The sequence below is a fragment of the Rathayibacter sp. Leaf299 genome, assembly GCF_001423055.1.
In the GTDB taxonomy this organism is placed as follows: domain Bacteria; phylum Actinomycetota; class Actinomycetes; order Actinomycetales; family Microbacteriaceae; genus Rathayibacter; species Rathayibacter caricis.
Window position 1 is genome coordinate 1,238,790 of the sequence record NZ_LMNT01000001.1, and the last position, 16,613, is coordinate 1,255,402.

A 16,613-nucleotide genomic window follows, 5' to 3' on the forward strand; every position below is an offset into this window, starting at 1 on the left:
GGGAGCGCCGCTCAGCTGCGTGCAATGCCCTCCGCGAGCACCTCGTCCACGGTCGTCAGCTCGATCAGCGGCGCGTAGAGCGCCATCGCGTCCAGCGCGCGCTGGTGGTCCGTCTCGGAGGCGCCCGCGCACGCGTCCTGGACGACGCGCACGCGCACCCCCGCGTCCGCCGCCGCCAGCGCCGTCGACAGCACGCAGCAGTCCGTCGACACCCCGGTCAGCACGATCTCGCGCGAGTCGTCGAGCAGCGCCTCGAGCTCGGGCCCCCACTTGCCGAACGTCCTCGCCGTGAGCACCCGGTGACCGTCGAAGCCGGGCACGAGGGCGTAGAGCGGATCGCCGTCCGGCACGAGCGCGAACGGCCAGTCCCGGTAGTACGGCACCCAGGCGCCCTGCGGCTCGGTCGGCGCCGTGAACCGGGTGGTCACGACCCGGTCGCCGAAGAGGGGGAGGAGCCGCGCCGTCCCGGCGGCCGCCCGCGCGAACTCCGACGACCCCCACGGCGAGTCCGCGTCGGCGAAGACGTGCTGCAGGTCGATCGCGACGAGCAGGCTCACGCGCGCGACTCCTGCCGGCGCACGCTCGCCGAGGACGAGACGAGAGCGCCGACGAACCCGATCACGAGCGCCGCGAGGACTCCGAGGTTGGCGTAGGCCCACTCGCCCTCGCGTCCGCCGATCGGCCCGAGCAGGTAGCCCTCCCAGCCGAAGCCGGGCGAGGAGTTGACCACGAGGCCCCAGCCGATCACCGAGCCGACCACCACGAGCAGCACCGGCGCGATCGAGACGCTGCCGTAGCGGCCCCGCGCGTCGTAGAGCGCCTCCTGGTCATAGTCGCGGCGACGGAGGAGGAGGTCGGCGAGGAACACGCCCAGCCACGCGGCGATCGGCACGCCCAGCGTGATCAGGAAGCCCTGGAACGGGCCGAGGAAGTCGCCCGCGACGAACACGACGTAGATCGCGCCGAGCACCATGAGCACCCCGTCGATGCCGGCGGCGACCGGTCGCGAGACCTTGAGCCCGGTGCTGAGCAGCGCGAGGCCCGAGGAGTAGATGTCCATCACCGCGCCGCCGATGAGTCCGAGCAGGGCCACGACGATGAACGGGAGGAGGAACCAGGTCGGCAGGATCGTCGCGAGCGCGCCGATCGGGTCGGCCGCGATCGCGTCCGACAGCTCCTGCGACGAGCCGGCGAGCAGGAGGCCCACCACGACGAGGACGACCGGGGCCACCGCGCCGCCGAGGGTCGTCCAGGCGATGACCCCGCCGGTCCCCGCCGTGCGCGGCAGGTAGCGGGAGTAGTCCGCCGCCGCGTTCACCCAGCCCAGTCCGAAGCCGGTCATCATGAACACCAGTCCGCCGATCACGGCCCCGGCCGAGCCGGAGGGCAGGCTCGCGACCGCGCCGAGGTCGATGTCGTCGAGCACGAGGGCGACGTAGACCACCGTGAGCACGCCGGTGGCGACGGTGATCGCGAGCTGGAGGCGCATGATCAGGCGGAAGCCCACGACCCCGGCGATCACGATCAGCGCGGCCACCACGATCAGCGCGACGACCTTCGTCAGCACTCCGCCGTCCCAGCCGAACTCCTCGAAGACGGTGGCGGTCGCGAGCACGGCGAGCGAGGCGAGCACGGTCTCCCAGCCCACAGTGAGCAGCCACGAGATCACCGAGACTAGTCGGTTGCCGTTCACCCCGAACGAGGCGCGGCTGAGCACCATCGTGGGTGCGGAGCCGCGCTTGCCCGCCACAGCGACGAACCCGCAGAAGAGGAAGGACACGACGATGCCGATGACGGCGACGGCGGTGGCCTGCGCGAAGGAGAGGCCGAATCCGAGCAGGAACGAGCCGTAACTCAGACCCAGCACCGACACGTTCGCCGCGAACCACGGCCAGAACAGGTCGCGCGGGCGGCCGTGCCGCTCCGACTCCTGGATCGTGTCGAGGCCGTTGAGCTCGATGCCGCCGGCGGGGCGGACGGGAGTCTGGTCGGGAGAGGTCATCGCATCCAACGTTCTCGCGCGGGCGACCGGCGCTCGCCGGGCTGCAACGAATCTAGAGCACGCTCAGTCGCCGGTGCGCTCCAGCAGTCCGCGGAGGGTCTCCAGATCGGCCGCGACGCGACCGCAGTCCTCGTCCCACTGCTCGAGCGTCATCCCCTCGTACCGGCGCACGGTGAAGGCCACTTCGGCTCCGTCCCCGTTCGCCAGGACCCGCAGCGGGTTGTCGAAGACGCGCCCCTCGGCGGTGATCACGCGGTGGTCCGCGACGCCGAAGGGGTTCCGCGGAGCGAAGACCACCTCCACGCGCCCCATCGGGGAGTCGGCGAACCAGTGCCCGTCGACCTCCTCGACGTCCGACTCCGCGAGCCCCGCGGCCCAGAGGGGCAGGTTCGAGGGATCGACGATGAAGGAGTAGACCTCGTCGGCGGGCGCGTCGATGACGATCCCGACCGGTCTCGATTCATGGATCACGGGAGTCGCTCCCCTTCCGCGGCGAAGCTCGCCACCAGCAGGGCGGCGAGGGTGGTGCGCTCGAGGATCCCCTCGATGCTCACCGACTCGCCGCGGGCGTGCGCCCCCGCTCCGGGGGCGCCGAGGCCGTCGAGCACCGGGATGCCGAGGGCCGCGATCAGGTTGCCGTCGCTCGCTCCGCCGACCGCGGTCTCGACGAGCGGCAGGTCCATGGAGCGGGCGAGGCGCTCGGCCCGGCGGAACAGGGCGCCGACGGCGGCGGTCCGCTCGAACACCGGGCGCTGCCACGATCCGCGGACCTCGATGCGGATCCGCTCGTCACTGGCCTGCAGGGCGTTCATCTCGGCCTCGACCCGAGCCGCCTCGGCCGAGTTCCGGATGCGCGCCTCGAGCTCGAGCCGCACCTTCGCGGTCGTCACGTTGACCCGGCTGCCGCCGCCGATCAGGCCGATGTTGACGGTGGTCCCCGCCTCGGGCCGCGCGATGCCGAGCACCCGGGGGATCAGGGCGCCGAGCTCGTGGATCGCGCTCGCGCCCTTCTCGGGCTCCACGCCGGCGTGAGCCTCGATGCCGACGACGTCGACGACGAAGTTGCCGATGCCCTTGCGAGCGGTCTTCACCGCGTCGCCGATGGCGCCCTCGAAGACGAGCGCGGCCTCGGCGCCCCGGCTCTGGTGCTCGAGGAACGAGCGCGAGACGAGGCTGCCGACCTCCTCGTCGCCGTTCATCACGAGTCGGATCGCGGGGTGCTCCAGGCGCGCGTGCCGCAGCGCCGCGACGACCCAGACCATCTGCACGAGCCCGACCTTCATGTCGTAGGTGCCCGGCCCGCTCAGCCGGTCGCCGTCGACCGCGAAGGGCCAGGCCCGGGTCGTGCCGAGCGGCCAGACCGTGTCGTAGTGGCCGAGCAGCGCCACGAACGGCCGCGACCCCCGCGGGCCCCGGCCCGGCGCGCTGCCCGGGAAGGTCCAGCTCGAGGCGCGCGGAGCGTCCTGCTCGCGCTGGTGCTCGATCTCGGCGGCGTGGCCGAGGCGCTCGCCGACCCAGTGCACGAGGTAGGCGTGCAGCTCGCCGAGGGCCTCGAGCGAGTCGCTCGGGCTCTCGATCATCACGAGGTGGCGGACGTCGGCGAGGATCTGCTCGCGGTTCTCGCGCAGGAACACGCGCACGCGGGCCGCATCGGCGGCGTCGGGGAAGGTCACCGTACCCGGAGTACCAGAGTGCGGCCGTCGGCGCGAACCGGGGCGTGGATGAACCGGACGGGCCGCCGTTACGTTGGACGGGTCAGAGGTGGTGCATGTCCGAGGATCAGGCCGAGCTGCTGCGTGCACTGCACGACGAGCACTCGGCGGCGCTGTGGAGGTTCGTCCTCCGGCTCACCGGCGACCGCCAGATGGCGGAGGACGTGGTGCAGGAGGCGCTGCTGCGCGCGTGGAAGAACCCCGCGATCCTCGCTCAGGGCGAGGCCGCGGCGCGCTCGTGGCTCTACACCGTCGCCCGCAACCTCGTGATCGACGACCGTCGCAGCGCCCGCTACGCCCGCGAGATCGGCACCGACGAGGTGCCGGAGCGCTCGTCGGCCGACCGCACCGACCAGGTGCTCGACGCGTGGCTGCTCTCGGACGCGCTCAGCGGCATCAGCCTCGAGCACCGCACGGTGATCGTGCACGCGTACTACGGCGGCCGGTCCGTCGCCGAGATCGCCGACCTGCTGGGCATCGCGCCCGGCACCGTGAAGTCGCGGATGCACTACGGCATGCGGGCGCTCAAGCTCGCACTGCAGGAGAGAGGAGTGACCGAGCTGTGAGCACCGATCCGCGTGACGACGCACCCGAGGGCGACGCCTTCCGGGACTGGGACGCCGCCTACCTGCTCGGATCGCTGTCGAGCGCCGACCGCCGCGCCTACGAGCAGCACCTCCGAGCCTGCCCCGCGTGCCGGGAGGGCCTCGGCGAGTTCGTGCCGCTGCCCGGTCTCCTCGCGCACCTGCCGGCCGAGGAGGCGCTGCGCTTGCTCGAGACCCCTCGGGAGCAGCCCGCCGAGACCGCGCCGCCCGCGCTCCTGTCCCGGCTCGCCGCGGCCACCGACTCCGTCCGGCGCCGCACGCGCGTGCGGGTCGCGGGCCTCGTGCTCGCGGCCGCCGGAGTCTCGGCCGCCGCCGCGATCGCGCTGCCGATGGTCGTCGGCGAGACCGCCGCGACCGTCGACACCACGGGCTACACGGTCTCGCTCGCGAGCGAGCCGGGAGTGCCCGTGGAGGCGACCGTCGAGTTCGTCGCCGAGGACTGGGGCACGCGGATCGACATGGACTGCAGCTGGGGCGAGAGCGCCGAGGGGTCCTCGCCCGGTGCGCGATCGGTCGGGTACGTGATGTACGTGACCGATACCTCGGGCGGCTCCGAGCCGATCGGATCGTGGACGAGCACGCCCGGCAGCTCGATGCACCCGACCCTCGCGACCGGCCTGCCGCTCGCCGACATCGCCTCGGTCGAGGTCCGCCTGCAGGAGTCCGGAGAGGTCGTCCTCACCGGCGCTCCCTGACCGCCCGGATCGACCACGCCGTCGGATTCCCAGGTGGAGCGCTCGGGCACTGAGTAGCTTCTCAGTCATGACGATCGCGACCCTCGCCCTCGCCCCTGCCTCTACGGCCTCCACCTCCTCCGACAGCATCGACCAGCTCTCCGGGCTCGTCGGCGTCGCTGCGCGGGTGATCGCCGCGCTCGGCGAGGTGGGCGTCGGACTGCTGACGCTCATCGAGACGGTGTTCCCGCCGATCCCGAGCGAGCTGGTGCTGCCGCTGGCGGGCTTCCTCGCCCAGCAGGGCCGGATGAACCTCGTGCTCGTCGTGATCACCGCGACCCTCGGCGCGTACCTGGGCGGGCTCGTCCTCTACTGGCTCGGCTACCGGATCGGCACCGAGCGCTCGATCCGCCTGCTCTCGAAGCTGCCGCTGGTCGACCGCGAGGACTTCGAGAAGGCGGTCGGCTGGTTCCGCCGTCACGGCACCTGGGCGGTGCTGTTCGGCCGGCTGATCCCGGGCGTGCGCAGCCTGATCTCGCTCCCGGCGGGTGCCGAGCGGATGAACCTCCTGCTGTTCTCGGCCCTCACGATCCTGGGCTCTGGCGTCTGGAACGGCCTGCTGATCGGCCTGGGTGCCGCACTCGGCACGCAGTACGAGCTCGTCGACCAGTACGCGGGGGTGCTCGACGCGATCATCTACGGCGCGATCGGGGTCCTGGTGCTGCTGCTCGTCGTCCGCAGCATCCGCCGTCACCGCGCGGCGGGGTCGTCGCCGAAGCACTGAGCTCGGGTCGGCCCGTTGCTGCGGCAGCGGCCCGCATCGGCGGACCGGGAATAGACCGCGCCTCCCTCCGTTGATACCCCCAGGGGGTATTGGAAGGAGAAGCGCATGACGCACGAGAAGGCTGCCGCGGTCGAGCACGAGCGCGACCGAGGAGACGACGCTCAGAGCCTCGCCGGGCACGGAGAGCAGGACCACTCCGGACATGAAGGGCACTCCGACCGCGGAGAGCAGGACCACGACGGCCACTCCGGCCACGGAGGAAACGGCCACGCCTGCCACGTCGCGATGTTCCGCCGCCTCTTCTGGTCGATGCTGGTCCTCGCCGTGCCCACGGTGCTGCTGAGCCCGATGTTCGCCGACCTCGTCGGCTACCGGCTCCCCTCCGCCTCCTGGATCGCGTGGGTCCCGCCCGTGCTCGGCACGGTGCTCTTCGTCCTCGGCGGCCGCCCGTTCCTCACGGGCGCGCTCGACGAGATCCGCTCCCGCACCCCCGGCATGATGCTGCTGATCGCCCTCGCGATCACCGTCGCCTTCGTGTCGTCGCTCGGCGCGAGCACCGGACTGCTGCCGCACAGCCTCGACTTCTGGTGGGAGCTCGCGCTCCTGATCGTGATCATGCTGCTGGGCCACTGGATCGAGATGCGCTCGCTCGCGCAGGCCTCCAGCGCCCTCGACTCGCTCGCCGCTCTCCTGCCCGACGAGGCCGAGCGCGAGACGCCCGACGGCGTCGAGCGGATCCGGCCCGAGGGCCTCGCGGTCGGCGACGTCGTCCTCGTCCGGCCCGGAGCCCGCGTCCCGGCCGACGGCGAGATCCTCGAGGGGTCCGCCGAGATCGACGAGTCGGTGCTGACGGGGGAGTCGCGCACCGTGGCGCGCACGGTCGGCGACCGCCTCGTCGCGGGCAGCGTCGCGACCGACGCCCGCCTGCGCCTCCGCGTCGATGCGACCGGCGACGACACCGCGCTCGCCGGCATCCGCCGCCTGGTCGCGCAGGCTCAGTCCTCCTCGTCGCGCGCGCAGAGGCTCGCCGACCGCTTCGCCGCGCTGCTCTTCTGGTTCGCGCTCGGCGCCGCCGTCGTCACCGCCGTGGTCTGGGTCGCGCTCGGGATGCCCGACACGGCTCTCGTGCGCACCGTCAGCGTCCTCGTCATCGCGTGCCCGCACGCGCTGGGTCTCGCGATCCCGCTCGTCGTGTCGATCGCGACCGAGAAGGCCGCCCGCGCCGGCATCCTGGTGACCGATCGCGCCGCGCTCGAGGCGATGCGCACCGTCGACACCGTGCTCTTCGACAAGACGGGCACCCTGACCCTGGGTCGTCCCGAGGTCGTCGACGTGCTCGGCGCCCCGGAGTCGCTCGCCCTCGCCGCCGCCGTCGAGCACGAGAGCGAGCACCCGCTGGCCGCGGCGATCGTCCGCGCGGCGGGCGGGTCGGAGCGGCGCGCCGAGGGCTTCCTCACGCGAGGGGGCATCGGAGTGGAGGCCGTCGTCGACGGCGCCCGGATCGCCGTCGGCGGCCCCGCGCTCCTCGCCGAGCGCGGCCTCGCCCCGCTTCCCGAGAGCGCCGGAGCAGCGGAGCGCGGCGCGACCGTGCTGCACGTCCTGCGCGAGGACGCCGTCCTCGGCGTCGTCGTGCTCGAGGACGCGGTGCGCCCGGAGTCCGCGGAGGCGGTGGCGGCGCTGCGCCGCGAGGGCGTGCGCGTGGCCCTGGTCACCGGCGATGCCGAGCCCGTCGCCCGACGGGTCGCCGCCGAGCTCGCCATCGACGAGGTCGTCGCGGGCGTCCTGCCCGGCGGCAAGAGCGACGTCGTCGCGCGGCTGCGGGCCGACGGCCGGCGCGTTGCGATGGTCGGGGACGGCGTGAACGACGCCCCCGCGCTCGCCGGAGCCGATGTCGGCATCGCGATCGGCGCGGGGACGGACGTGGCGATCGCCTCGGCCGGTCTGGTCCTCGCCTCCGACGACCTGCGGGGAGTGGTGCGGATCCTCACGCTCTCGCGTGCCTCCGCCGCGAAGATGCGGCAGAACCTCGCCTGGGGCGCCGGCTACAACCTGGCGGCCGTGCCGCTGGCGGCGGGAGTGCTCGCTCCGATCGGCTTCGTGCTGCCGATGGAGGTCGGCGCCCTGCTGATGAGCGCGAGCACCGTGATCGTCGCGCTCAACGCGCAGCTGCTGCGCCGTCTGCGCCTCTGACAGGCGAGCGGCGCGGGCGCAAGGCGGTGCGCGGCGCGGCGGACGTGCCCTAGCGTTCGAGGCGTCCACTCCCGATGCGAAGGAACACCATGTCCGAGAACGCCGCTCCCGCCCTGTCCCGCACCGCCGTCGAGCGGAGCTGGATCATCGGCGTCTCGCTGATCGCGATCGTGCTCGGAGTGATCGCTGTGCTCATCCCGGGGCCGACCCTGCTGACGGTCGCGATCGTCTTCGGCATCCACCTGATCGCAGCGGGCGTCTTCCGCCTCCTCCTCGCCTTCACCGCCTCCCGCCTGGAGGCGCGCGTGCGGTGGCTCGCGGGCCTGCTCGGCGCCCTCATCCTCGTGACCGGCATCCTGTGCCTCTCGAACCCGTTCGAGTCCCTCACCGTGCTGGGCCTCGTGATCGGCCTCGGCTGGATCCTCGACGGCGTCTCGAGCATCACGAGCGGCCGCACAGTGTCCGGCCCGGCCTGGCTGCCGATCGCGGCGGGGATCGCCTCGGTGATCGCCGGGATCCTGACGATCATCATGCCGGTGCTCGCGCTGACGTCCTTCGTCACGGTCGTCGCGATCCTGCTCATCGTCGTCGGCGTCTCGGGGCTGCTGCTGCTCCCCGGTCGCACGAAGACGCCGGAGGAGGCGCGCTGACGCTCCCGCCCGCCCTCGACGATCTGGGCGAGCGGATCTGCGTGATCGGCCCGACCACCAGCGGGAAGTCGACCCTGGCCGCCGCGCGCTTTCGCCGCGAGAACGGGCTGCCGGAGCACGCGCCCGCGACGCGGGCCGCCGTCAGAACAGGACGCCGTCGCTGACGAGCACGGTCGCGGGGATCGCGAAGGCGAACCACGAGACGGGAGCCAGCACCCAGTTGGCGAGGATCGCGCCCCGACCCGGTGCGTGGGCGCGCACCGCCTCCACCTCGGCCAGCGCGACCCGCGGCGAGTAGAGCAGGCGGGCGTTCGCCGCGATCGAGATCACAGCTCCGACGACCAGCGGACCGCCCAGCAGGAGGAACGCCCCCTCGGCGGTCGCCACCCAGAGCGCGGCCCAGACGAGCCAGAGCACGAGCAGCCAGACGGCGACGGCGAAGGTGATCCGCTGAGCGGGGCTCCGGCCGGTCGCGAAGAGGTCGTCGGCCTGCTCGTCGATCGGTCGGCGGAGCACGCGGATCCGCAGGGCGGCGGACACGAGGAGCGCCAGGACCGCATACGGCAGGCCGCCGACGACGAGGATCTGCACGGGGACGAACCCCAGCTGGGAGATCGCGAGCACCCCGAGGGTCCCGGCGACCGCCATCGTGATCGGCACCACCAGCAGGGCCGAGAGGGGGAACGCGGGCGGCGCCTGCCGCAGCGGCCACTCGTCGGAGGATCGCGGCTCGGTCATCACCTCACCCTACTGAGGAGGGGTGCCCGCCCGGTGCTGTGGCACCCTGTGCCGGTGAGCTCCGACGACCCCGACCTCGTGCCCGAGCTGCTGGTCGGGGATCTCGAGCGCAGCCTGGCCTTCTGGTGCGGCCCCTGCGGCTTCTCCGTCCGCTACTCCCGCCCCGAGGAGGGGTTCGCCTACCTCGTCCGCGGCGGCTCCCACGTCATGCTCGACCGCATCGGCGCGGGGCGTGACTGGATCACGGGCGCGCTCGAGCGTCCGCTCGGTCGCGGCCTGAACCTGCAGATCCGCGTCGACGACGCCGACGCCGTGGCGGTGGCGCTCCGGGAGGCGGGCGTCGCGCTCTTCCTCGAGCCCGAGACGCGCTGGTACCGGACGGGGGAGCGGGCTGCCGGCGTCCGCCAGCTGCTGGTCGTCGACCCCGACGGCTACCTCCTCCGCTTCCAGTCCCCGCTCGGATCGCGTCCGGCTCCGGCCTGACCGGCCCGCACGACCAGCCTCTCGGACCGCGACATCATGCTCGAGGACGATGTCGCGGTACCGCCGGGGCTGCTGTGATCGGTGGATGCCCGACCCCACCCTCACCGGCCTCGTCGACACCCTCTCGACCGGGACTCCTCCGAGCGACACCCCACCGGCGCCCGGGCGCCGCGGCGTCGTCCGCCCAGCCGACCTCGTCGCCGCTCTGACCGGCGTGGCCCTGGGCTTCTTCTCCCTCTTCGTCCACGCCCTCGCCGAGTGGCAGTACCTCGGCGCGTCGGTCGAGAGCGTCAGCGCGCTCGGCTGGCTCACCCCGGCGATCGCGGGGGCGCTGTGCATCGTCGTCGCGGCCGTGCCGGTCGTCGTCCGCTCCGTCCGTCGACGCCGCACGCGGGCCTCGTCGTGAGCCGGCTGCCCGCCGGTCCCGCCGTGCGGCTCGCGGAGGAGCTCCTCGCCCGCGCAGGATGCGCCGACTCCGCCCGTCCCTGGGTCCTGCGCACCCGCTCCGGCGGGCACCGGTCGATCGACTTCGCCGCGCTCGAGCGTCACGTGCACGCGCTGGATCTCTCTGAGGAGGCCGTCGCCCGCATCGCGCTGTCGCTGGCGACCGGGCTCCCGATCGACCTGCGCGCCGCCCTCGGCTACCTCACCCGTGATCACGCCGAGCTCGTGATGACGGTCGTCGCGTGCGTCGGCGGGCACGATCGTTCGGGCAGTCGCGTGCGCGTCTCCGCTGATCGCCGGAGCGTCGAGACCGTCCCGCCGCTCGGCTCCTGGGCGCTCTGAGACGGCTCCCGTTCGATCCGCCGCCCCCGTCCGGGCGTCCTCCGCGTCGCTACAGGCTTTCGCATGTGCCCGGTTTAGGGTGTCCGTGTGCAACGTGTCGACGATTTCCCAGGAGCCGGACCGGTGGCGACCTCACCCGAATCCGGTGACCCGCGGGAGGCGTCCGCTCTCCAGCTCTCCTCCACCACCACGTCCCCCGGACAGGTGACCAGTGGTGAGGCGGGCTACCGCAGCGGCAACGTCGCGGATCCGGTGTGGCAGTCGTGGCGTGACGAGCTGGCGAAGGTGGGCGGCCCGTCGCCGCTCCTGCACTTCGTCGACTCGCCCCGGACGCGGATCGAGCTGTCGACCACCCATCCGGGCGGCCTCCCTCCCTTCATCTCCGGCAAGACGACCCTCCTCTCCTCGCTCATCCGCGACGAGCTCGCCCTGCGGACCGCGAAGAACGCGGCCGCGGCGATCACCGACAAGGGCATCGAGCTGCGCTCGGTCCGCGGCATCGAGGGCGTCCACCTCGCGATCGGGCTGGCGCAGTGGCGCGCGGGCGAGACCGAGTTCACCGCTCCCGTCCTGCTGCGTCCGCTCGCGATCCGGCGCTACGGCCGCGACTTCGAGCTCAAGCTCAAGGGTCAACCGTTCTTCAACCCGCAGCTCGCGCGCGCCCTCAAGCAGCAGTTCGGGATCACCGTCGATCCCGCGCAGTTCGTCGAGCTCGCCGTGCAGAGCGGCGTCTTCAAGCCGCAGCCGGTCATCGACCAGCTCCGCGGACTGACGTCGCACCTGCCCTGGTTCGCCGTGCACCCCCGCCTCGTGGTCTCGAGCTTCGCCGACGTCGCGGGCGACATGCTCCGCGACGCCCGGATGCTCGAGCACCCGGTGCTGGACGCGGTCGCGGGCAACCCCGCTGCCAAGCGCTCGCTCCAGCAGTCGCAGAAGGTCGCCTCGATCATCCCGCAGGACGAGCGCCCGCCCGCGACCGACAACCTCCTGCTCGACGCCGATGCCGAGCAGGAGCAGGTCATCGCGAACATCGCGGCCGGCAACTCCCTCGTCGTCAAGACTCTGCCGGGCACCGGCGGCACCCAGACGATCGTCAACGCGATCGGCGCCCTCGCCGCGCAGCACAAGCGGGTGCTCGTGGTGGGCGCCCGCCGCTCGAGCCTCGACAGCATCCACCAGCGGCTCGTCTCGGCCGGCCTCGGCGGCATCGCCGTGGGCCCGCGCACGCTGCGCCGCGACCTCATCCAGTCGATCGGCCGCAACGAGAAGGCCGCGCGCCCCTCCGTGAGCGAGATCGACGACGCCCTGCTGCGCCTGCGCAAGGTGCTCCTCGACTACCGCGGCGCCCTCTCGCGTCGCGACGACAGCTTCGGCGTCTCGGCGCTGCAGGCCCTCGAGGAGCTCGCGCGCCTGTCGCAGCTGCGCACTCCTCCGTCGACCACCGCGCGCCTCGAGCGCCGTGCCGTGACCGCGCTCGCGCACAGCCGCCCCGAGGCCACGCGCATGCTGATCGAGTCGGCCCGGCTGGGGGAGTTCCGCTACGGTCCGGGCGACTCGCCGTGGTACGGCGCGCACTTCGATTCGACCAGCGAGGCGGAGGCGGCGCACGAGCTCGCCAAGCGCCTGCACCTGCGCGACCTGCCGCGACTGCTCGACCGCGCCCAGGACGTCATCGGCCAGACCCGGATGCGCCCGTTCGAGTCGGTCGCCGAGCTCGGCATCTACCTGCGCCTGCTCCAGGACGTCCGCGAGACCCTCGACAAGTTCCAGCCGGCCGTCTTCGACCGGTCGATCCAGGACCTCATCGTGGCGACCTCGCCGCGTCGGGACGCCGCCGAGATGTCCTCGACGAACCGACGCCGCCTGAAGAAGCTCGCCCGCGAGTACATGCGGCCCGGCGCGCACGTCACCGATCTCAACGCCTCGCTGCGCCGCGTGCAGCAGCAGCGCACCCTCTGGCAGCGCTACGCCGTCGCCGGCACGGTGCCCGAGGTGCCCGTCGGAGTCGCCGACGTGCAGGTCGCGTACCAGCAGGTCGCCGACGACCTGGGCCGGCTCGACGAGCCGCTCGGCCGCCGCGGCACCAACGTCCAGCTCGCCTCGCTCCCGCTGGCCGAGCTCGCCTCGATGGTCTCCGGGCTCGCCGAGGACAGCGAGGTCCTGGCCAACCTGCAGGAGCGCACCACGCTGCTCTCGACGCTGCGCGAGTGGGGCCTGGATCCGCTGCTCGCCGACCTCTCGCGCCGCCACGTGCCCGCCGAGCTGGTCGCGATCGAGCTCGACCTCGCCTGGTGGCGCTCGGCCCTCGAGATCATGCTGACCGACGAGCGCGCGCTGCTCGGCGGGAACACCTCCGTTCTCGACCGCCTCGAGGCCGACTTCAAGCTCGTCGACGAGGCGCACGCCGCCTCCAGCGCCGAGCTGCTGGCCTGGAAGCTGTCCGAGACCTGGAAGATCGGCCTCGTCGACTGGCCGCAGGAGCGCGACGCCCTGCGCGCGCTGCTGCGCACCGAGGCGGCGACGACTCCGCAGGAGCTGCAGAAGGCGGCTCCGCACCTGTCGCGCGTGCTCGCTCCGGCGTGGCTCGTGTCGCCCTACGAGGTGCACCGCATCGGCACCGAGACCACGTTCGACACGGTCTTCCTCGTCGACGCCGGTGCCACGACCCTCGCCGAGAACGTCGGAGCGATCCGCCGCGCGAAGCAGGTCGTCGCGTTCGGCGATCCGGTGACGCAGACGCCCACTCCGTTCGGCCTGCGCGTCGACGAGTCGGTCGAGTTCGGCAGCACCGCGACCCGCACCGACGTCGAGGCCCTGCACGCGCAGTCGGCGCTCGCGCGACTGGGCGAGCTGCTCAACACGGTCACGCTGACCCGGAGCTACCGGGCCGGCGGCGAGGACCTCGCCGAGCTGGTCAACCGCCGCTTCTACGGCGGCCGGATCGACTCCCTGCCCTGGGCCGGATCCTTCCTCGGCCACGACTCGCTCCGCTTCCACTACATCGCGAGCGGTCACGGCATGCCCGAGAACGACTCCGGAGCGGTCGAGTCCGTCGACGCCGAGGTCGCGAAGGTCGTCGAGCTGGTCCTCGAGCACGCGGTCATCCGCCCGCGTGAGTCGCTCATGGTGATCACCGCGAGCCCGCGTCACGCCGTGCGCGTGCAGCAGGCCGTGCTCACGGCGTTCGCCAAGCGCACCGATCTGAACGACTTCATCCTCGGCGACCGGCCCGAGCCGTTCACCGTCGTGACCCTCGAGCAGTCGGTCGCGCAGAGCCGCGACCGGGTCATCTTCTCGATCGGGTACGGCCGCACTCCGCACGGACGGCTGCTGTCGAACTTCGGCGCGCTGGCCGAGGCGGGCGGCGAGCGGCTGCTCGCGGTCGGCATGACCAGGGCCCGTCGCTCGATGGACATCGTCTCGTGCTTCCGGCCCGGCGACATCGACGAGTCGCGGATGCGGCACGGCATGGTGGCGCTCGCGCAGGTGCTGCAGGAGGCGGAGGACCGCGTCCAGCCGAGCGACCGCGACGACTACTCCGAGCCGATGCTGGTCGACCTGGCCGCACGCCTCGAGCGTCGCGGCCTGAGGGTGAACATCGGGCACAAGGGCAAGCTGGCGCTGGTGGCCGCGCACGGGACGCGGGCCGTCGTGGTCGAGACCGACCGCGACGTCAGCACGCAGAGCCTCCGGGTCTCGCTGCGGCTGCGTCCGGAGCTGCTGCGCCGTCTCGGCTGGCACTACCTGCGCGTGCACAACTTCGAGCTGTTCGCCGACCCCGAGGCCGTGGCCGCGCGGGTCGCGGGGCTGATCGGGGGTCCGGCCGACGAGGCTCCGGCACCCGAGCCCGAGACGCCGGCTCCCGCGGTCGTCGCGACGGCGGCGCCGGCGCCCGTGTCGAGCGAGACCCAGCCGATCGAGATCCAGCCGCGCGACGACGCGTGACCGAGGACCCGCCGACCGCCGCACCCGCCGGAGCCGATCGCCCGCTCCGGCGCTCGCGCGGCGGTCGGCGGGCGACCCTGCCCGCGAAGCCCGGCACGGACCCGTCGCCGCACGACGCCCCCGTGCCCGACCCCGAGGTGCCGCCTCTCCGGCCCGACACCGGCCCGAACGACTTCCGCCTCCGCCAGGACGTCCCGCCCCACTACTGAGCCGTGCGTCGACGTCCGGCGCCGCCTGTCCATCGAGCGGCACCCTCCGCGGCCGTGTCGGGATCTGCACGCGCGAGGACAGGTGGTGTCGTTACTCTGGCTGCTCGACCAGCGCGCTGCCACAGAAAAGCCTCCGGAGGGCGACCTCCGCAGGGTGCAGGTGTCGTCCGAAACGCGTGCGAGCGTTTCGGACGCACCGTCCGCACAACGCTCTGCGGAACGCGCCCACCTCGGGAAGCCGACCGCGGTTCTTCCTCGCCGCCGGCGAGGAAGAACAGAAGAACTCAGTCGACGTGCTTGCCCGAGTTGGCGGTCGTGGCGGTGCCGCCGTTGGCGAGCAGGTCGCGGATGTCAGCGAGGAGCTCGAGCTCGGTCGGCGCCTTGTCCTCGGCAGCGGGAGCGTCGTCCATCTTCTTCTTGAACGCCGCGTTCTTGAGGTGGTTGATCGGCAGGACGAAGGCGAAGTACAGCACGAACGCGACGATCACGAACTGGATGAGGGCCGAGAGGACGGCTCCGTAGGCGATGACCGTGTCGTCCTCGCCGCCGACGCCCTCGCGGATCGTCCAACCGAGCGCCTGCAGCGACGACGCGTCGAAGATCACTCCGATGAGCGGGTTGAAGATGCCCGTCACGATCGCGTTGACGATGGTGGTGAACGCCGCGCCGATGACCACGGCGACAGCCAGGTCGATGACGTTGCCGCGGAGGATGAACTCCTTGAAGCCGTTGATCATGGTCTGTTCCGTTTCTGCCGGCGGGCGGAGGGTCGTGCGCGGAGGTGTGTCGCCGAGTGCGAGACGCCGAGGTCAGCTCCCTGAGGACGACGACCCGGAGGAGGAGGAGGATCCGGAGGAGGAGCCCGAGGACGAGGATCCCGAGGAACCCGACGACGACGACGACCCTCCCGACGAGGAGCCTCCCGACGACGACCCGCCCGTGGACGCCGGCGCCGGCGTCGAGCCCCCCGACGACGACGAGTCCGACCCCGACGACGACCCCTTCGCTCCGGACGAGCGCGAGTCCGTGCGGTAGAACCCGGACCCGTTGAAGGTCACGCCGACCGCGCTGAAGACCTTGCGCAGCGCGCCCTGGCAGCTGGGGCACTCCGTCAGCGTGTCGTCCGTGAACTTCTGCTGGATGTCGAAGGCGTTGCCGCACTGCGTGCAGCGGTAGGAGTAGGTGGGCACTGGTGCTCCTGAAGCGAAGGGGGAGTGAGGAGGGGGAGGAGGAGGAGTGCGCTCAGCGCGCGATGTCGAGGACGCCGGAGGGCGTCACGACGCCGTCGACGGCCTGGTCGTGCACCTCGCTGGGCACATGGTCGACGAGCTCGCTGTCGAAGACGACCGCGTAGACCGGCGGGCACTTCTCCATCGAGCCGAGGGTCTTGTCGAAGTAGCCGCGGCCCCAGCCCATCCGCATGCCGGTCCGGTCGACGGAGGCGGCGGGGACGATGATCAGGTCGACGTCGTTGATCGCGATCGGTCCGAGGAGGGCGCCGACCGGCTCCGGCATCCCGAACAGGCCCTGCGTCTCGGTGTGCCCGTCGCCGACGGCCCAGTCGAGCAGCCCGTCCTGGCGGGAGATGGGGAAGAGGACCCGGATGCCGTGGCTCTCGGCCCAGCCGAGGAACGGGCGGGTGCTCGGCTCGTCGGGCGCCGACAGGTAGCACGCGATCGACCCGGCCCCGTGACGGGTGACCAGGTCGATGAGGTGTTCCGTGATGCGGGCCGTGGCCTGCTCGCGAGAGGTGGTCGTCTGCGTGCGTCGGCGCTCGCGCAGCTCGGCGCGCAGCGCCCGCTTCTCGTGAGTGGTGTCGGCTGGCATGCGCTCAG

18 protein-coding genes and 1 pseudogene are annotated in these 16,613 nt (G+C 72.6%); 11 read left to right on the forward strand and 8 right to left on the reverse strand.

The features are described from left to right. Window positions 1–11: 11 nt before the first annotated feature. From ASF48_RS05920 to ASF48_RS05935, 4 genes are all read right to left on the reverse strand, one after another. Window positions 12–557, reverse strand: a complete 546-nt coding sequence (locus ASF48_RS05920; RefSeq protein WP_082481007.1) for a cysteine hydrolase family protein — start codon at window positions 555–557, stop codon at window positions 12–14. Then, window positions 554–2,002 carry a purine-cytosine permease family protein gene (locus tag ASF48_RS05925; RefSeq protein ID WP_055787856.1) on the reverse strand — a complete coding sequence of 483 codons (1,449 nt, stop codon included), beginning with the start codon at window positions 2,000–2,002 and terminating at the stop codon, window positions 554–556. Before ASF48_RS05925 ends, ASF48_RS05920 begins: the two co-directional genes overlap by 4 nt. A 63-nt stretch (window positions 2,003–2,065) precedes the next feature. Next, a complete protein-coding gene (locus ASF48_RS05930) occupies window positions 2,066–2,473 on the reverse strand; it encodes an SRPBCC family protein (protein WP_055787859.1) in 408 nt (135 codons plus the stop codon). Next, the gene (locus tag ASF48_RS05935; protein WP_055787861.1) at window positions 2,470–3,675 is read right to left on the reverse strand and encodes a M20/M25/M40 family metallo-hydrolase; all 1,206 of its coding nucleotides are present in this window, start codon (window positions 3,673–3,675) and stop codon (window positions 2,470–2,472) included. The genes ASF48_RS05930 and ASF48_RS05935 overlap by 4 nt, the downstream gene beginning before the upstream one ends. Window positions 3,676–3,770: 95 nt before the next feature. Between ASF48_RS05935 and ASF48_RS05940 the strand changes: the two genes are divergently transcribed. From ASF48_RS05940 to ASF48_RS05960, 5 genes are all read left to right on the forward strand, one after another. Beyond that, window positions 3,771–4,280 carry a sigma-70 family RNA polymerase sigma factor gene (locus ASF48_RS05940; protein WP_055787863.1) on the forward strand — a complete coding sequence of 170 codons (510 nt, stop codon included), beginning with the start codon at window positions 3,771–3,773 and terminating at the stop codon, window positions 4,278–4,280. Next, window positions 4,277–5,014, forward strand: a complete 738-nt coding sequence (locus tag ASF48_RS05945; protein ID WP_055787865.1) for an anti-sigma factor family protein — start codon at window positions 4,277–4,279, stop codon at window positions 5,012–5,014. The genes ASF48_RS05940 and ASF48_RS05945 overlap by 4 nt, the downstream gene beginning before the upstream one ends. 67 nt (window positions 5,015–5,081) lie before the next feature. Next, a complete protein-coding gene (locus tag ASF48_RS05950) occupies window positions 5,082–5,777 on the forward strand; it encodes a DedA family protein (RefSeq protein ID WP_055787868.1) in 696 nt (231 codons plus the stop codon). Window positions 5,778–5,882: 105 nt separating this feature from the next. Beyond that, window positions 5,883–7,967, forward strand: a complete 2,085-nt coding sequence (locus ASF48_RS05955) for a copper-translocating P-type ATPase (protein WP_055787871.1) — start codon at window positions 5,883–5,885, stop codon at window positions 7,965–7,967. An 89-nt stretch (window positions 7,968–8,056) separates the two neighbouring features. Continuing rightward, window positions 8,057–8,617: an HdeD family acid-resistance protein gene (locus tag ASF48_RS05960; protein ID WP_055787874.1), complete on the forward strand. Its 561-nt coding sequence runs from the start codon at window positions 8,057–8,059 to the stop codon at window positions 8,615–8,617. Window positions 8,618–8,758: 141 nt separating this feature from the next. Here the strand turns inward: ASF48_RS05960 and ASF48_RS05965 are convergent, their stop codons facing one another. Beyond that, complete coding sequence (locus ASF48_RS05965) at window positions 8,759–9,355, reverse strand: hypothetical protein (RefSeq protein ID WP_055787876.1); 597 nt, start codon at window positions 9,353–9,355, stop codon at window positions 8,759–8,761. A 54-nt stretch (window positions 9,356–9,409) separates the two neighbouring features. Here ASF48_RS05965 and ASF48_RS05970 point away from each other — a divergent pair, with 54 nt between their 5' ends. From ASF48_RS05970 to ASF48_RS05990, 5 genes are all read left to right on the forward strand, one after another. Beyond that, on the forward strand, window positions 9,410–9,838 hold the full coding sequence (locus ASF48_RS05970; protein WP_055789011.1) for a bleomycin resistance protein: 429 nt from the start codon (window positions 9,410–9,412) through the stop codon (window positions 9,836–9,838). 85 nt (window positions 9,839–9,923) lie between these two features. Beyond that, a complete protein-coding gene (locus ASF48_RS05975) occupies window positions 9,924–10,244 on the forward strand; it encodes a hypothetical protein (RefSeq protein WP_055787879.1) in 321 nt (106 codons plus the stop codon). Beyond that, a complete protein-coding gene (locus ASF48_RS05980; protein ID WP_055787882.1) occupies window positions 10,241–10,624 on the forward strand; it encodes a hypothetical protein in 384 nt (127 codons plus the stop codon). The genes ASF48_RS05975 and ASF48_RS05980 overlap by 4 nt, the downstream gene beginning before the upstream one ends. Before the next feature lie 123 nt (window positions 10,625–10,747). Further along, on the forward strand, window positions 10,748–14,569 hold the full coding sequence (locus tag ASF48_RS05985; RefSeq protein ID WP_082481009.1) for a DEAD/DEAH box helicase: 3,822 nt from the start codon (window positions 10,748–10,750) through the stop codon (window positions 14,567–14,569). Continuing rightward, a complete protein-coding gene (locus ASF48_RS05990; RefSeq protein WP_055787891.1) occupies window positions 14,566–14,778 on the forward strand; it encodes a hypothetical protein in 213 nt (70 codons plus the stop codon). Before ASF48_RS05985 ends, ASF48_RS05990 begins: the two co-directional genes overlap by 4 nt. Before the next feature lie 284 nt (window positions 14,779–15,062). On the opposite strand, the gene mscL is transcribed toward ASF48_RS05990, so the two are convergent. Further along, window positions 15,063–15,515: a large conductance mechanosensitive channel protein MscL gene (gene mscL, locus ASF48_RS05995; protein WP_200930970.1), complete on the reverse strand. Its 453-nt coding sequence runs from the start codon at window positions 15,513–15,515 to the stop codon at window positions 15,063–15,065. Here mscL and ASF48_RS20055 point away from each other — a divergent pair. Next, complete coding sequence (locus tag ASF48_RS20055) at window positions 15,472–15,813, forward strand: hypothetical protein (RefSeq protein ID WP_327205438.1); 342 nt, start codon at window positions 15,472–15,474, stop codon at window positions 15,811–15,813. The two genes, mscL and ASF48_RS20055, sit on opposite strands and share 44 nt — an antisense overlap. Window positions 15,814–15,827: 14 nt before the next feature. On the opposite strand, the pseudogene ASF48_RS20060 reads toward ASF48_RS20055, so the two are convergent. After that, window positions 15,828–15,968: pseudogene (locus ASF48_RS20060) on the reverse strand (FmdB family zinc ribbon protein); the annotation flags it as partial. 52 nt (window positions 15,969–16,020) lie between these two features. Next, window positions 16,021–16,605 carry a 5-formyltetrahydrofolate cyclo-ligase gene (locus ASF48_RS06005; RefSeq protein ID WP_055787897.1) on the reverse strand — a complete coding sequence of 195 codons (585 nt, stop codon included), beginning with the start codon at window positions 16,603–16,605 and terminating at the stop codon, window positions 16,021–16,023. Window positions 16,606–16,613 lie beyond the last annotated feature (8 nt).

Excerpts from the sequence above, each read along its gene's own strand:
- ASF48_RS06005 (WP_055787897.1), bottom strand. The coding sequence starts at position 16,605 with ATGCCAGCCGACACCACTCACGAGAAGCGGGCGCTGCGCGCCGAGCTG.
- ASF48_RS05950 (WP_055787868.1), top strand. The coding sequence starts at position 5,082 with ATGACGATCGCGACCCTCGCCCTCGCCCCTGCCTCTACGGCCTCCACC.
- ASF48_RS05965 (WP_055787876.1), bottom strand. The coding sequence starts at position 9,355 with ATGACCGAGCCGCGATCCTCCGACGAGTGGCCGCTGCGGCAGGCGCCG.
- ASF48_RS05975 (WP_055787879.1), top strand. The coding sequence starts at position 9,924 with ATGCCCGACCCCACCCTCACCGGCCTCGTCGACACCCTCTCGACCGGG.
- ASF48_RS20055 (WP_327205438.1), top strand. The coding sequence starts at position 15,472 with ATGACGTTGCCGCGGAGGATGAACTCCTTGAAGCCGTTGATCATGGTC.
- mscL (WP_200930970.1), bottom strand. The coding sequence starts at position 15,515 with ATGATCAACGGCTTCAAGGAGTTCATCCTCCGCGGCAACGTCATCGAC.
- ASF48_RS05960 (WP_055787874.1), top strand. The coding sequence starts at position 8,057 with ATGTCCGAGAACGCCGCTCCCGCCCTGTCCCGCACCGCCGTCGAGCGG.
- ASF48_RS05955 (WP_055787871.1), top strand. The coding sequence starts at position 5,883 with ATGACGCACGAGAAGGCTGCCGCGGTCGAGCACGAGCGCGACCGAGGA.
- ASF48_RS05925 (WP_055787856.1), bottom strand. The coding sequence starts at position 2,002 with ATGACCTCTCCCGACCAGACTCCCGTCCGCCCCGCCGGCGGCATCGAG.
- ASF48_RS05940 (WP_055787863.1), top strand. The coding sequence starts at position 3,771 with ATGTCCGAGGATCAGGCCGAGCTGCTGCGTGCACTGCACGACGAGCAC.